Here is a 13,655-nt window from a genome sequence, read left to right as displayed (position 1 = left end):
CCAGAAGAGCAGTATGCAAGGAGGGTGAACAACTGTATGGAAGAAAAAGAGCTTCTTCAGGAGAAGTACGGTTTTGAACTCCAGGGATATCGTACGACGGGGGCAAGCAAGGTACTGGAAACGGATCGAGGCCTTTACTACATGTTCGAGGCGCCAGCCGGATATAAATACAAGAGCAAATTTATTGAGAAAGTAAAACAGCATTTGAGTCAACAGCAAAACATTCGCTTGTTAAAGCTGGTGAACACAACAAGCGGGCAGGCTCACATCGTTGATGATGAGCAGCTTTACTATTTATACAGAGGCGTGCGAGAGGCGGTTCCTGAAAATCCCTATTATGCCGGTGGGCAGTCGCTCGCAAAGTTCCATCTGGCCACGAGTGATTTTTCATCTGACAAGATGTTTATCCCCTACAGTTCACTTGGCAACTGGCCGAGCACGTGGCACAAAAAGCTGCGGAATTTTCATGAGTACCGGGATGAAATGGATGAGGAAAATATAGAGCTTGCGCCAATGGATGAATATTTGTTGACCTGCTTCACGTACATTACTCAGCTCGGGGAATTGTCCGTTCAATATTTGTTGGATGCTGGCTACGATAAAGTCGTGAAGGAAACTGCTAGTCTCGGGAAAGTAGCCTACCAAAATTTTGATCAAGGGTATATGCTATGGAAAGAGAAGGATGTACGTCTAATGGCAGGCGAATGGAACTGGGTTCTTGATATGCGTACGCGAGATGTGGGGCAGTGGATCAAAGCCGAGACAAAGCGAAATGGCTGGAATGAAGAGGCTGTGTCCAGCTTTCTCGACGGCTACAACAGCGTCTCTGCTCTGCTGCCAGCTGAATATGCCGTGATTTATGCACTCATGCTCTACCCAGGCAGGTTTTTGAAGCTCGTGGAGACTTACATGGAGTTGCCGGTAGAGGAGCGCCAGGAAGTCAACCTCCAAGCATGGCAAACGCAGTTGGAAGACGAGCTAACCAAAATGGAAGACGGACTTCGAAAGTACCCGCTATTCATTGCTGAGCGTTATGACGTATCCATTCCACAAATTGATTGGTTGTGGAGGAAAAAAGATGATCAAGCAACAAGTTTTCGTTACGAGGAAACTCAATCCTGAAGTGATCGCGATGCTTGAAAAAGTAGCTGAGGTCGAGCAATGGACAAAAAATGCTCCGATCCCGCGTGAATTGTTGCTGGAAAAGATTAAACATGTAGATGCAGTCTTGACCATGCTGACAGAACGGGTGGACGAAGAATTTTTGGCGAGTACAAAACGACTCCGTATCGTGGCGAACATGGCGGTCGGTTACGACAATATCGATTTGGAAGCGTGCAGACGACACGAGGTCATCGTAACCAACACGCCCGACGTGCTGACAGAGTCTACTGCCGATTTGGCTTTCGCTTTATTGATGGCGACAGGACGCCGATTGACGGAAGCCAACCGATTTTTATTGCAGGGGGAGTGGACATCATGGAGTCCGACCCTCATGGCTGGACAAAATGTATATGGTTCGACTCTGGGGATTATCGGGATGGGGCGAATTGGGGAAGCTGTGGCAAGACGCGCCAAAGGATTTGGCATGCGAATCCTGTATCACAACCGGAATCGCAAACCGCAGGCTGAGCAAGAGACAGGAGCAAAGTATGCTGATTTGGCGGAGCTTCTGCAAGAGTCCGATTACGTTGTACTGCTTACACCATTGACAGAGGACACACGTATGTTAATGGGGGAAAAACAGTTTTCGCTCATGAAAGAAACTGCTGTTTTCATCAATGTTTCTCGTGGTGGGACAGTCGATGAGTCGGCACTGTACCAGGCGTTGGTAGATAAAAAAATTTGGGCGGCCGGACTGGATGTTTTTGCGGTCGAGCCAGTCCCGATGGATAACCCGCTCTTACAACTTCCGAATGTAGTCGCATTGCCACATATCGGTAGCGCAACTGTACAAACAAGGGCGGAGATGGCGAGGTTGGCTGCTGCTAATATCGTAGCGGTACTCAGTGGAAGGGGACCACTGACTGCCGTATGAACACGTTCTTTGTTTTGATTACAGGACTCTTCGTGCTGCTCTTGATTGCAGCAGTAGCCGTTTCGTTTCACGTAACCTGGCGCTTGACGCATCCTGTAAGAAAACCGATTCACATGGAACCCCGAGATTTTGGAATCGAACAGGTGGAGCCTGTTGTTTTTTCGAGCAGGGAAACAAAGATTTCGTTGGCTGGTTGGTACGTGTCGGCAGAAAAAAATGGGCAGGTTTCGAATGGAAGTACGCTGGTCTTTGCTCACGGCTATAGTCAAAACAGATTAGAGCCACATCTGCCAGCGTTGTCTCTGGCTGCAAGACTGGTTCAGGCGGGCTTTGATGTATTGATGTTCGATTTTCGCAATGCAGGGGAGTCCAGCAAGGCACTGACTACGATTGGTCTTCGAGAACAGCAAGACCTCCTTGGGGCCATCGATTTTGCAGCAGCGAAGAAGCCCGAGCACAGACTTGGTCTCGTCGGATTTTCCATGGGGGCAGCAACTTCTTTGATGGTCGGCGGAGTGGATGAACGCGTCACAGCGATTGTCGCAGATTCACCGTTCTATTCCTTGCGTGAGTACTTGGCTGAGAACTTGCCGCAGTGGACGGGCCTGCCCCGGTTTCCATTCAACTGGCTCATTCTTACCTTGTGTCCTGTTTTGCTAGGAGCCAACCCGCGAGACGTCAATCCGTATCAGGCAGTCCAGCAAGCGAGAAAACCGATTCTTTTTATACACGGGACAGGCGATACGACGATTCCCATGGTAAACAGCGAACGACTTTTTGAGCTGACCCAAGACGACAATTCCGCGATTTGGATCGTTCCGCGAGCGGGTCACGTCCGCAGCTATGCGTTAGTTCCTGAAGAGTATGAGAATCGTGTCCTTGCCTTTTTGGAAAAAGGAATGGGAAAGGGAAAATGAAAAAAGCAGCTACGCGGTTGCTGTAGCTGCTTTCATGTCGATGTGACTGGATTAGAATACTTGTTGAACTTCTTTGATGCCTGGGATTTCTTCCACCAGTGCACGCTCGATTCCTGCTTTCAGGGTGATGGTAGAGGAAGGGCAGCTACCGCAAGCACCCATCAGGCGCAGCTTCACGATGCCATCTTCTACATCAACGAGTTGTACGTCTCCGCCGTCACGTTGCAGGTAAGGACGCAGTTTATCGAGAACTTCTTGTACTTGATCCATGATATCCATGTTACATTCACTCCTTTCCAACCTCTCCTTTATTATAATCATACCATGGTGAGAAATCCATGGCTTACATGCCCTGTTGACACTTTAAAGTTCAGCTGGCACACCGAAGTTTAGTAGCATGGACTTTTTGTAATCTTTGCATGTTATAATGAAAAAGAAAGAAGCAAGTACTTCAATATAAGGAGTCAGATCTTCGTGAACGTATTTCGCAATGTGAAGGAACTGATTGGTAATACGCCGATCGTCGAAATTACTCAATTTGAGCTTCCAGAGGGTGTCCGCTTGTTCGCCAAGCTGGAGTATTTTAACCCAGGAGGCAGCGTAAAAGACAGACTCGGCATAGAGTTGATTCGTGCCGCAGAGGAAAACGGCCAATTGGCCCCAGGTGGTACCATTATCGAACCGACAGCAGGTAATACAGGAATTGGTGTAGCGCTGGCCGCTGTAGGAACAGGTTATAAAGTCATCTTCTGCGTACCAGCGAAGTTTTCCGAGGAAAAGCAAGAGCTGATGCGTGCCCTAGGAGCAGAAGTCGTCAACACACCGACAGAGCTAGGAATTAAGGGTGCAATCGCAAAGGCAAAAGAACTCGCAGAATCCATTCCAGGTGCTTTTGTTCCACAGCAATTTGCTAACCCGGCGAATCCAGACGCACACTACAAAACAACAGGTCCAGAAATTTGGAGTCAAATGGACGGACAAGTAAACGTATTTGTGGCAGGCGCTGGTTCAGGCGGTACTTTTATGGGTGCTGCTCGCTACTTAAAGGAACAAAACCCAAACGTAAAAACGGTCATTGTCGAGCCAGAAGGTTCCATCTTGAATGGGGGAGAATCCGGCCCGCATAAAACAGAAGGGATCGGAATGGAGTTTTTGCCTCCATTCATGGATACGAGCTACTTCAATGCCATTCACACGATTCTCGATGTGGAAGCCTTCGATCTGGTCAAGCAGCTGGCTGCCAAGGAAGGCTTGCTCGTAGGTAGTTCTTCAGGTGCAGCCATGGCAGCGGCACTGCGCGAAGCGAGAGAAGCAGCTCCAGGGACAAATATCGTCACACTGTTTGCCGACGGCAGTGAACGTTATCTGAGCAAGAAAATTTACCAGGGGGGAATTTAAGATGCGCATCAAAACTCGTCTGATCCACGGCGGAATCGATGGAGATCCACATACAGGAGCCGTATCCGTTCCAATTTACCAGGTAAGTACGTATAAACAGGAAGCCATTGGCGTTCACAAAGGATTCGAATATTCTCGTACCGGGAACCCGACCCGTCACGCATTGGAAACATACATCGCAGAAATCGAAGGCGGCGCACGCGGCTTTGCATTTGGTTCTGGTATGGCGGCACTCTCTACCATCCTCTCCATGTTCAACAAAGGTGACCATCTCGTGGTAGGTGACGATGTATACGGTGGTACTTACCGCGTCGTTACACGTGTATTCTCCCGTATGGGTCTCGAAGCAACCTACGTAGATACGAGTGATCTGGCAGCAGTAGAGGCGGCAATTCGCCCGGAAACGAAAGCAATCATTATGGAAACACCGACAAACCCGCTGCTGAAAGTAAGCGACATCAGCGCGTTGGCAGGCATCGCGAAAGCAAAAGGCGTGCTGCTCGTGGTAGACAACACGTTCATGACGCCATACTGGCAAAATCCGCTGGATCTCGGTGCTGACATCGTGTTCCATAGCGCAACAAAATATTTGGGCGGACACAGCGACGTAGTAGCTGGTCTGGTTGTAGCAAAAGATGCGCAAGTGGGCGAAGACCTCCATTTTGTGCAAAATGCAATTGGCGGTGTGCTTGGACCACAAGATTCTTGGCTCTTGCTGCGCGGTATGAAGACGCTGGGAATTCGGATGGAGGAGCATGAGAACAATGCTCGTACGATCGCAAAATGGCTGTCTGAGCGCAGCGACATCAAACGCGTCATTTATCCTGGTCTATCCAGCCATTCCGGTCATGAGCTGATTCAAAAGCAAGCGCGTGGCTTCGGTGGCATGATTTCCTTCGACGTAGGTAGCGCAGAGCGTGCTGACGAGGTGTTGGCAAAGGTAAAATACTACACGCTGGCAGAATCACTGGGTGCAGTGGAGAGCTTGATCAGCGTACCTGCACGCATGACACATGCTTCTATCCCGGCAGAACGCCGTGCTGAGCTGGGTATTACGGATGGCTTGGTGCGCATCTCTGTTGGTATTGAAGATGTTCAGGACTTGATCGAGGACCTCGACCAAGCATTGTCCTAAGCTAGCTGACCCGGGGGAGGGCGGATATAGTGACTGTCGATATCAAGGTTTTTGGGACAGAGCAATTGTGCGCAAGCTGCGTCAATTTGCCATCTGCAAAGGAAACAGCCGAGTGGTTGGAGGCGGCACTCTCTCGCAAGTATGGGAGTGACAGCATCCGCATCGTTTATAGCGACTTTCAACAGCCGCAGACAGACGATGACAAAAGCTGGGCGAATCGCATTATCGAGGAAGATTTATGGTATCCGCTTGTCGTAATTTCCGGGGAAATTGTCGGTGAGGGAAATCCGAAATTAAAGGATATCTATGAAAAGCTGGAGAGCATGGGCGTGCAGCCGATTGCTTCGACAGCAGAAGCCGAATAAACGCATAGAGGGAACGACAATCATTTTTTTAAGCGACCAGATGCATGAGCCTGGTCGCTTTTTTCAATCTGTGCGAAACCGAACAGCGCATTTTTACGTCTAACTAACAAGATTGATAGCGAAGGGTGTTTTTGGTATGGGTGGAAAAACAATACTGAGTGGTGTGCTAATTTGTACGCTGTGTTTTACGGGGATACTGGCTCCTACTACCACTCAAAATATCGCTGAAGCTGAATCTGATTACATGATTACATACGAGCTTCCGCCGAATCCAGAAAAGTACTTGTTTTCGAAAAGACAGGAAGTATCGATTGCGAATCCACAACCGATACCTTTTGGACTACGTCCTTATTCTTCTGATGATTATACAAATGACATGCACGTTAAAAGCGATGAATTTCAAACCTCTAAAAAAGGCTTTCTATGGAATGTCTATCACTTTATCGGAGTACTCCCTCCAGCATATCCCACAGACGTCAATATGGAAGACATGGACCAACAGATCGACAATGTAAAGGAACCTTCGGATGAGAGGGTAAAATTGCGCGAAGCCCGTGCGCAAATCGAAATGAACGCTCGTTTGCAGCCACTCGTTCAGGCTGGATACGTCATGCCAAACGAGATTGACGATGGAATAGCGACAAAGGAATTCGTCGCTACAGTACTTTATCGGATGCTTGGGAAGACCCGACCCTATCATGGTGGAATTGACCTGAAGGATTCGGAGAATGTTGCCATTCGCTGGGCTGTTGAGGTAGGGGTGCCTGGTTTTGTAGTAAACAAAGAAAAGCATATTGATCCGCAGACACTACTTACTATGAACCTTAATCCGCATACACTACTTAGTATGAACCCTGGTCCGGAACCATACGAGGATTCTAATACGTATGGTGACCTGTTTTATTTTATCACGCTTATTATGCCGGGGAAAAAGACGGACACAGGATGGGAGTATTATCAAGTGGAGTTGAATGAAAGCATGCTGTCCGACTACGCGGCACAGTTCATCCAGTTGAATGGAGATCCGTATTTGAGTTATCGAAACTACGCACTTCATGGAACAGCCGAATACAAAAATGCAGAGAGAAGCATCCGTGAATGGATGATCCCGCGATTCCCTCTGATTCTCGACCAAGCACGCAAGGATGCGATGAAGCCTCGCGTATGGGACTGGAGCCGTGATCTCATCCACCATCCGAAGTTTGCCAAGCAAGTAGCTACCTATCGAAAAAATAAAAGCAGCAAAAACGTAGATGCCGTCTATCATGCGGTCAGAGAGCATTACAATCTGAACATCCGTCAAGACTCGGCTGTTATTATCAAAAGTGTGCTGGATAACGTCAAGTAACGTGCTGTTTACTTTTTGTATATCATTCGTAAACATTCTGTAACGAAATAGAGCAGGCTTCGTCCTATAGTAGTAAATGTAACCAATAACTTACCATCTAGTGGAGGCCATAACGATGAATAAAAAATGGATGAAGCCTGTTACATATTTGCTGCTTGCAGGAGTTGTAGGCGTAGCTGGATTTTCTGCAATGAATACACAAGTAGCTCACGCAGATTCGGAAAAAGGAAAGCTGTTCTCTGCCGCAGCTGAATTGAAGCTCGCGAAAAACACCTATGTGATCGATCAAAAAACGGCTGACGTGAATGGCGATAAGAAGGATGACGTCGTATACCTGATTGGCGAAAAAGAAAAAGCGGATGACATCTATTCCTCCAATATGAACATCGTAGTGAAAGATGGAAAATCCGGCGCTTATAGCCAAACGGATATCAAAGAGCTGGGCGGCTATGAAGGCGAGCTGACCCTCGTTGACTTTACCGGTGACCATGTTGCGGATGCCTTCGTGAAAACAGCGACTGGCGGAAGCGGCGGTGTTTACAGCCACGTAATCGCTACCTTTGAAAATAATAAGCCAGCCGTGATTTTTGGTGAAAAGGAAAACGAAGGAATCCGTTACGAGGGGAAATTCGTAGATGGCTTTAAAGTAGAGGGCAAAGGCTCCCACCTGGATAAGCCGCTGACGCTTGATGTGAGTGCCAACCAAGATGTATACGTAGCTGCCAAGCTGTATGACAAGGCAGGAAAAGTACAGCCAACAGAAGATGCTGTTTCTGTATTCTCGTATCCATTCGGTTCTTTGACGCCAGTCGATATGGATGCGAACGGTACATTTGAGCTCGTAGGGGAGCAACGACTTGTAGGTATGAACAACGCAGATACTGTTTCCCGCATCAACTCCGTTTGGGGCTACCAAGGGGAAGGCAAATGGAATCTATGGGAAGTAGAGTATTCTACTTTTTTGAAAAAACACCAAGGTGAAGCGATCGACACCATGATTGAAAAGTAATAACAGTAGAGCTTGATCCGCAGCCTCCTTTTCATGACGGAAATGAAAAAGGAGGCTGTTTTTCGTTGCCAGCGAATGGTTCTAGCAACCGACTTTTTCTCATATGGATTTTGGGTACAGGGGTAACCAAAGGAGGAAGAGCGGATGGACCAACCAATTGCTCGCTACTACGAGTTAAAGGAAATTCAAAAGCAGCTAGAGGAAGAATTAAACGAGCTGCGGAGTAAACTAATTGAGGATTACAGTGAAGCCGGCAGCGCAGAGGAAGGCGAATACAAGCTGCAGATCTCCTATCAGGAGAGGCGAGAATACAACGACGATCGCCTTTACAACGCCTTGCCAGATCCTTCGCTTTGGCGCCTCATGTCGAAGGCCGATACCGGGAAAATTTCGAGTTTGATCAAGCTGAATGTCATTCAAGAGAAGATACTGGCAGACACCTTTGAACCGAAAAAAGTACCTGTATTACGTGTCCAAAAGCGATAAACCAGCAAAATGAGGGAACCGTCAGGCTTAGTCTTGACGGTTTTTTACGTTCAAACAATTATCTTGTATAATGGGATGGTATTGCCAATTTTTGAGAGGAGGATCGTGCAAATGAAAGTCTTATTTTGCAGTCAGCCATTTCAAGAAAACAAAGTCGATGAAACCTATGAATATGAGTATACGTGCGCAAAACAACTCGGCTTGGATATTCATCTGATCAGCCTGGAACAACTGATATACCAGGACAACCCGTTAGCGGCTGTGAAACAAATCCAGCCCTCTCCTGAAAAAGTATTGGCTATCTACAGGGGATGGATGCTAAAACCGTTCCTGTACCAAAAATTATACGACGCCCTGCTAGCCAAAAATATAGAGCTAATCAATACACCCGAAAAGTACGTGCATTGCCATTACCTGCCTGAATCTTATGAGACCATCAAAGATTTTACCCCGCTGTCGGTCTGGCTTCACAAAGAAGAGATAGACGCGTCATTTGAAAACGTGTTTCGGATCGTAAATAGATTTGGGCAGGCTCCGATCATGATCAAAGATTATGTGAAATCTCGAAAACACGATTGGAATGAGGCGTGCTATATTCCCGATGCTTCCGATAAAGAAAAGGTACAGCAAGTGACCAGCCGATTTTTGGAGTTGCAACAGGATGAGCTGAATGAGGGAGTCGTCTTTCGAGAATTTGTAAAGCTTCAGTTTTTGACCCATCACTCACAGAGCAACATGCCATTGTCCCAGGAATATCGCGTTTTCTTTTTGGATGGCGAACCCATGTACATGGCAAATTACTGGGAGGAAGGACAATATGACGATACGCCTCCAGACCTCCAGCCATTTTTAGAGGTAGCGAAAAAAATCAAGAGTCGATTTTTTACTATGGATATCGCCAAGCTGGAAAATGGCTCATGGACCATTCTCGAGCTAGGGGATGCACAGGTGTCTGCTCTGCCTGAACAGGCTGATAGATTTGAATTTTTCACGAGGTTAAAAAGAAATTTTTTGTAGAAAGAGGGATTTTCCATGAAAATAGGCCTGGCTCAGACGAGGTTCCCCCAATCAGCGGCGGAGGGGCTTGCAATCATTAAGCAGCAGATGATAAATGCTGCGCAAAACAATTGCGATCTGATTTGCTTTCCTGAATCGATGATCCCGGGGCTGCGCGGTGTTGGCTATGAAGTGGAAGCATACGATCATGAGGTACAACGGAGAGCTTTGGAAGAGATTCGTGCTCTGGCGAAGGAACGCCAGCTCGCCGTCATTTTACCGATGGAATGGAAGGATGAGCGCGGCTATCGTCTAGTCGCCTTTGTGGTGGGGAAACAGGGAGAAGATCTTGGGTTGCAAATAAAAAATCAGATCGACCCAGATGAGGATCAGTTTGACTATATTCCGGGCGAAGGGCGGCAAATGTTTACGATAGAGGATGTGGCGTTTGGCATTGTCATTTGCCATGAAGGATGGCGATATCCAGAGACGGTACGGTGGGCGGCACGCCGTGGAGCGAGCATTGTTTTCCATCCGATGTTTACAGGGGAGGTCAGCAATCCCGATTTTTACAACGGGGCGATGGTTTGCCGAAGCTTGGAAAACAATATCTACTTCGCCAGCGTGAACTACGCGATTTCGAATCAACAGGTGACGACGGCTTTGATCTCACCGACCGGGGAACGGCTGTGTGTGGCGGCTTCAGGGGTCGAGGAGTTGCTTGTGTTAGAGATTGATCCTGCGAAAGCAACGCGATTATTGGCCCAGCGATTCCAGCCCGGGTTGGTTGAATAGGAAAAGGTATCTTCTAACCAACCATAAAAAGCTGACGTCCAACCATCCCGACGTCAGCTTTTTTGCCAATCTACATCTCCTTGTCCACATATCGCCCATACTTGGGGACAGCTACCCGATCAAACTCCGCAACCAATTGGACCAATCCATCGGCCAACTCCTGACCATACATAGGTGGACCGTGACCAGTGATTGCATACGCAGGGGCGAGCTTGGCAAGCTTTTCGACGGATTGTCGAGCTGCCTGCCAATCCGTTGTCAAATAAACAGGGGGACCAGTCAGTTGCTTTTGCTGAGTCACGACTTGATACAGTGAGTCCTGTTTTACCGTAACAAAAGCGTCCCCTGCGAGGAGAGTTCTGTCTTCATCACGAAAGAAGGAAATGTGCCCGGGGGAATGTCCAGGTGTATGTATCCAGCGCCATCCAGGCATTTCGGGAACACTGCCGTCTTCGGGCAAAGGATGAACATGGCTACCCAAATCGATTGGTTCATTTGGAAACAACGGGGATATCTTCGCAAGCAGCCCGCCCTCAACCGTTCCATCTGGCTCCGGATAGTATGTTTGGCCTGTCAAATAGGGGATTTCAAGCGAATGGGCATAGACGGGCACCCTCCACGCTTTTACGAGCTCGATGACCGCTCCGACATGATCGAAATGACCGTGAGTGAGCAGGATGGCTCTCGGCTTGGCATCCTCACCAAAGCGCTCCTGGGCAATCCCGATGATTTGTTCCGCCGATTGTGGCATCCCCGCATCTACCAGAACCCAAGATTTTGCATCTCCGACCAGCGCGATGTTTACAATTTGAATGGTGTAGCATTCTACATCTGGTCTGACTGTCTCTTCGACGCCACTTCGAAAGGAAGTCATCGGCATGTAATTGTCAGCCAGCGTATCTTTCATATCCTCATATGTCTTGGGTTCCACTAAAAAACCTCCAAGCTGGTTATTCTGGTCTACGATATTATGTGGGTTTCGCTTGGAGATTATCATCGCTACGTTTTTTCAATTATTTGACGATTGGTCCCATAAGCCCTTCCGCCCAATCCAATATAAAAGCTGCCTGACCGGGATTAAGTGTTTGCGGGAGGTTGTCCCGTGTAAAGAACGTATGCTCAGAGCTCTCAGGACCCTCTTGTTTGAGTTCCCCATGAAACGAGGTTACTCGAAAGATAATTTGCACACTGAACACCTTGTCGCCGTTCGGGTATTCTCTGCAACCCGATGGGCCGGAGTATATTCCAAACAGCTCTGGTGCCTCAATGCTCAGATTGGTTTCTTCTTCTACTTCTCGAAATAGTGTCTCTACAAAGGTTTCCCCGATTTCCATCAGACCTCCAGGTAGACACCAGTTGTTCTGGTCTTTGCGCCTTTGCAGCAAAATACGTCCCTGCTCGTCCTCGATGATCGCTCCACAGCCTACCGTTATCAGCCGTTCTTGCCCGATCAGACGGCGCATTGTTTGAATATAATCATTCATCTGGAAAAATCACCCTCCTAATCCTTTGATTATACAAAAAGAAAACCTGTTAGACCATCCGGTCAACAGGCTTGTTTGCTATCCCATATGCTTTTTGTACATCCATAGCTGACCGCTCTTGATGACACGAGCCATCTGACCAACCAGAGACATTTTCCCCATGCTGGCAAAGCCTTCCTTTTTGCCGAGGGAACCGAGGAAGCCTTTGTGCTTGAGAGCAGGCAATGAAGCTGGATACTCCTCACCTTTGATGTCTTTTTTCAACATCAAGGCAATTTGATCGCCTTGGATCTCAGCAGTTTGTGCGCTCGGCGCGATGATTGTGCTTGCACAGTCACCTACTACATACACGTTCGTATGGGATGGGATCTGATGATACTGATTGAGTTTGGCGCGTCCGATGTTGTCTGTTTCGATCGGCAAAGAGCGCACGATTTTGTTCGCTTGAATACCTGCTGTCCATACGATAACATCGCTTTCAACAGGCTGGTTGTGGTTGTACACGATCCCTTGCTCGATGCCAGTGACATTCGCCATGGAAACAAGCTGTACATCGTGCTCAATGAACCATTGAGATGCATATTCCTGAAGCTTTTTCGGGAATGGGCTCAAAATGCTTTGACCGCGGTCGATGATGCGCACATTCAGATCGGGACGGCTCTCGCGTAGCTCAGCAGCCATTTCCACTCCGGAAAGACCACCGCCCACAACGCTAACCGTGCCGTATGGGTTCACATTATTGATTGCCATGTATGTGTTGCGAGTAGCTCCCATGGTTTGAATCGAACATGTAAATTGATCAGCACCAGGGATATCATGGTAACGATCCTCACAACCCAATCCGATTACAAGCCAATCGTAGGAGAGGGTGTCCCCGTCAGCAAAATTGACGACCTGCTCGTCCATTTCCACGCCAGCAATTTCACCGTATTTGACGGTTAGACGCGGATCGTTTGGAAAAGTAACACGCAGGTGAGATTCCGGTGTAGTACCTGCCGCCAGAGCGTAATACTCTGTTTTCAAGCCATGAAAAGGCATACGGTCTACGAGGGTTATAAACACGTCATCTGGTAAATCAGGGGACAGGACTCGCTCAATAATACGAAGACCCCCGTATCCTCCTCCAAGGATCACAAGTCGTTTCATAGAAGGTCTAGTCCTTTCTTCTGTCCGTTTTTTACAGCACCCACTCTATTTTTAGTCTCTTTCACTAAAAATGCAAGCAGAATCTTTTTCCCGTTTTCTCCGCTGGATTTTTATCAAAGTCGCGGTACAATAAAGTACATGATGATGTCGAAATAATCGGTAGGTGACAATAGATGAAACCACTAGTAGAATTTTGTGCGAGCAATGTTTCCTCTTATACGCAATCCGTAGTGGATGCATTGGAAAATGATCCTGATCTAGATGTGGACGTACTTGAGTACGGCTGTCTAGGGTATTGCGGTGAGTGCTACATGGAGCCATTCGCGCTTGTAAATGGCAGCTTGGTACAAGCTCCAACAGCCGATGAGTTACTGGTGAAAATCAAGAATAAATTACGGGAGGAAGAAGAGCTGTTGAATGCAGATTTTCCTCTGTAGATTGTTCTCTTAGGATGTTCATTGGGGAGCATGATCAACCGCGCACGTACCAAAATAGTAAAGCTGATGCCCAAGTGATCTGGAGCATCAGCTTTTTTTTG

Annotated in this window: 16 protein-coding genes; 12 read left to right on the top strand and 4 right to left on the bottom strand. The window is 47.8% G+C overall.

What is annotated here, in order from left to right:
- Window positions 1-36: 36 nt before the first annotated feature.
- From HPY31_RS13900 to HPY31_RS13890, 3 genes are read left to right on the top strand one after another with little or no spacing between them, the layout of a single operon-like run.
- Window positions 37-1,122, top strand: coding sequence for a protein kinase family protein (locus HPY31_RS13900; protein ID WP_172141204.1), 1,086 nt, complete (start codon window positions 37-39; stop codon window positions 1,120-1,122).
- On the top strand, window positions 1,079-2,038 hold the full coding sequence (locus HPY31_RS13895) for a 2-hydroxyacid dehydrogenase (RefSeq protein ID WP_172141203.1): 960 nt from the start codon (window positions 1,079-1,081) through the stop codon (window positions 2,036-2,038). Before HPY31_RS13900 ends, HPY31_RS13895 begins: the two co-directional genes overlap by 44 nt.
- Window positions 2,035-2,955 carry an alpha/beta hydrolase gene (locus HPY31_RS13890; RefSeq protein ID WP_172141202.1) on the top strand — a complete coding sequence of 307 codons (921 nt, stop codon included), beginning with the start codon at window positions 2,035-2,037 and terminating at the stop codon, window positions 2,953-2,955. Before HPY31_RS13895 ends, HPY31_RS13890 begins: the two co-directional genes overlap by 4 nt.
- Window positions 2,956-3,006: 51 nt before the next feature.
- On the opposite strand, the gene HPY31_RS13885 is transcribed toward HPY31_RS13890, so the two are convergent.
- The gene (locus tag HPY31_RS13885) at window positions 3,007-3,234 is read right to left on the bottom strand and encodes a NifU family protein (RefSeq protein ID WP_007715787.1); all 228 of its coding nucleotides are present in this window, start codon (window positions 3,232-3,234) and stop codon (window positions 3,007-3,009) included.
- A gap of 195 nt (window positions 3,235-3,429) precedes the next feature.
- Here HPY31_RS13885 and HPY31_RS13880 point away from each other — a divergent pair, with 195 nt between their 5' ends.
- The 8 genes from HPY31_RS13880 (at window position 3,430) to HPY31_RS13845 (ending at window position 10,487) form a co-directional block, all read left to right on the top strand.
- On the top strand, window positions 3,430-4,353 hold the full coding sequence (locus HPY31_RS13880) for a PLP-dependent cysteine synthase family protein (protein ID WP_015893023.1): 924 nt from the start codon (window positions 3,430-3,432) through the stop codon (window positions 4,351-4,353).
- Window position 4,354: 1 nt separating this feature from the next.
- Window positions 4,355-5,488 (top strand): bifunctional cystathionine gamma-lyase/homocysteine desulfhydrase, encoded by a 1,134-nt coding sequence (locus HPY31_RS13875; protein WP_172141201.1) that lies wholly within the window; start codon window positions 4,355-4,357, stop codon window positions 5,486-5,488.
- 29 nt (window positions 5,489-5,517) lie between these two features.
- Window positions 5,518-5,853 carry a YuzD family protein gene (locus HPY31_RS13870; RefSeq protein WP_015893021.1) on the top strand — a complete coding sequence of 112 codons (336 nt, stop codon included), beginning with the start codon at window positions 5,518-5,520 and terminating at the stop codon, window positions 5,851-5,853.
- Window positions 5,854-5,989: 136 nt separating this feature from the next.
- Window positions 5,990-7,201, top strand: a complete 1,212-nt coding sequence (locus HPY31_RS13865; RefSeq protein ID WP_172141200.1) for a hypothetical protein — start codon at window positions 5,990-5,992, stop codon at window positions 7,199-7,201.
- Window positions 7,202-7,316: 115 nt separating this feature from the next.
- Window positions 7,317-8,210, top strand: coding sequence for a hypothetical protein (locus HPY31_RS13860; protein WP_172141199.1), 894 nt, complete (start codon window positions 7,317-7,319; stop codon window positions 8,208-8,210).
- 144 nt (window positions 8,211-8,354) lie between these two features.
- Complete coding sequence (locus tag HPY31_RS13855) at window positions 8,355-8,696, top strand: hypothetical protein (protein WP_172141198.1); 342 nt, start codon at window positions 8,355-8,357, stop codon at window positions 8,694-8,696.
- Window positions 8,697-8,807: 111 nt separating this feature from the next.
- Window positions 8,808-9,713: an ATP-grasp domain-containing protein gene (locus HPY31_RS13850; RefSeq protein ID WP_172141197.1), complete on the top strand. Its 906-nt coding sequence runs from the start codon at window positions 8,808-8,810 to the stop codon at window positions 9,711-9,713.
- A 15-nt stretch (window positions 9,714-9,728) separates the two neighbouring features.
- Window positions 9,729-10,487 (top strand): carbon-nitrogen hydrolase family protein, encoded by a 759-nt coding sequence (locus HPY31_RS13845; protein WP_172141196.1) that lies wholly within the window; start codon window positions 9,729-9,731, stop codon window positions 10,485-10,487.
- Window positions 10,488-10,557: 70 nt separating this feature from the next.
- On the opposite strand, the gene HPY31_RS13840 is transcribed toward HPY31_RS13845, so the two are convergent.
- From HPY31_RS13840 to HPY31_RS13830, 3 genes are all read right to left on the bottom strand, one after another.
- Window positions 10,558-11,418 (bottom strand): MBL fold metallo-hydrolase, encoded by an 861-nt coding sequence (locus HPY31_RS13840; RefSeq protein WP_172141195.1) that lies wholly within the window; start codon window positions 11,416-11,418, stop codon window positions 10,558-10,560.
- A gap of 82 nt (window positions 11,419-11,500) precedes the next feature.
- The gene (locus HPY31_RS13835) at window positions 11,501-11,971 is read right to left on the bottom strand and encodes an NUDIX hydrolase (protein ID WP_172141194.1); all 471 of its coding nucleotides are present in this window, start codon (window positions 11,969-11,971) and stop codon (window positions 11,501-11,503) included.
- A 78-nt stretch (window positions 11,972-12,049) separates the two neighbouring features.
- Window positions 12,050-13,117, bottom strand: a complete 1,068-nt coding sequence (locus HPY31_RS13830; RefSeq protein ID WP_016742268.1) for an NAD(P)/FAD-dependent oxidoreductase — start codon at window positions 13,115-13,117, stop codon at window positions 12,050-12,052.
- 173 nt (window positions 13,118-13,290) lie between these two features.
- Here HPY31_RS13830 and HPY31_RS13825 point away from each other — a divergent pair, with 173 nt between their 5' ends.
- The gene (locus tag HPY31_RS13825; RefSeq protein ID WP_172141193.1) at window positions 13,291-13,554 is read left to right on the top strand and encodes a DUF1450 domain-containing protein; all 264 of its coding nucleotides are present in this window, start codon (window positions 13,291-13,293) and stop codon (window positions 13,552-13,554) included.
- Window positions 13,555-13,655 lie beyond the last annotated feature (101 nt).

It is taken from the genome of Brevibacillus sp. HB1.3, from assembly GCF_013186635.1.
GTDB classification, from domain to species: domain Bacteria; phylum Bacillota; class Bacilli; order Brevibacillales; family Brevibacillaceae; genus Brevibacillus; species Brevibacillus brevis_D.
This window is presented reverse-complemented; position numbering and strand designations above follow the sequence as displayed.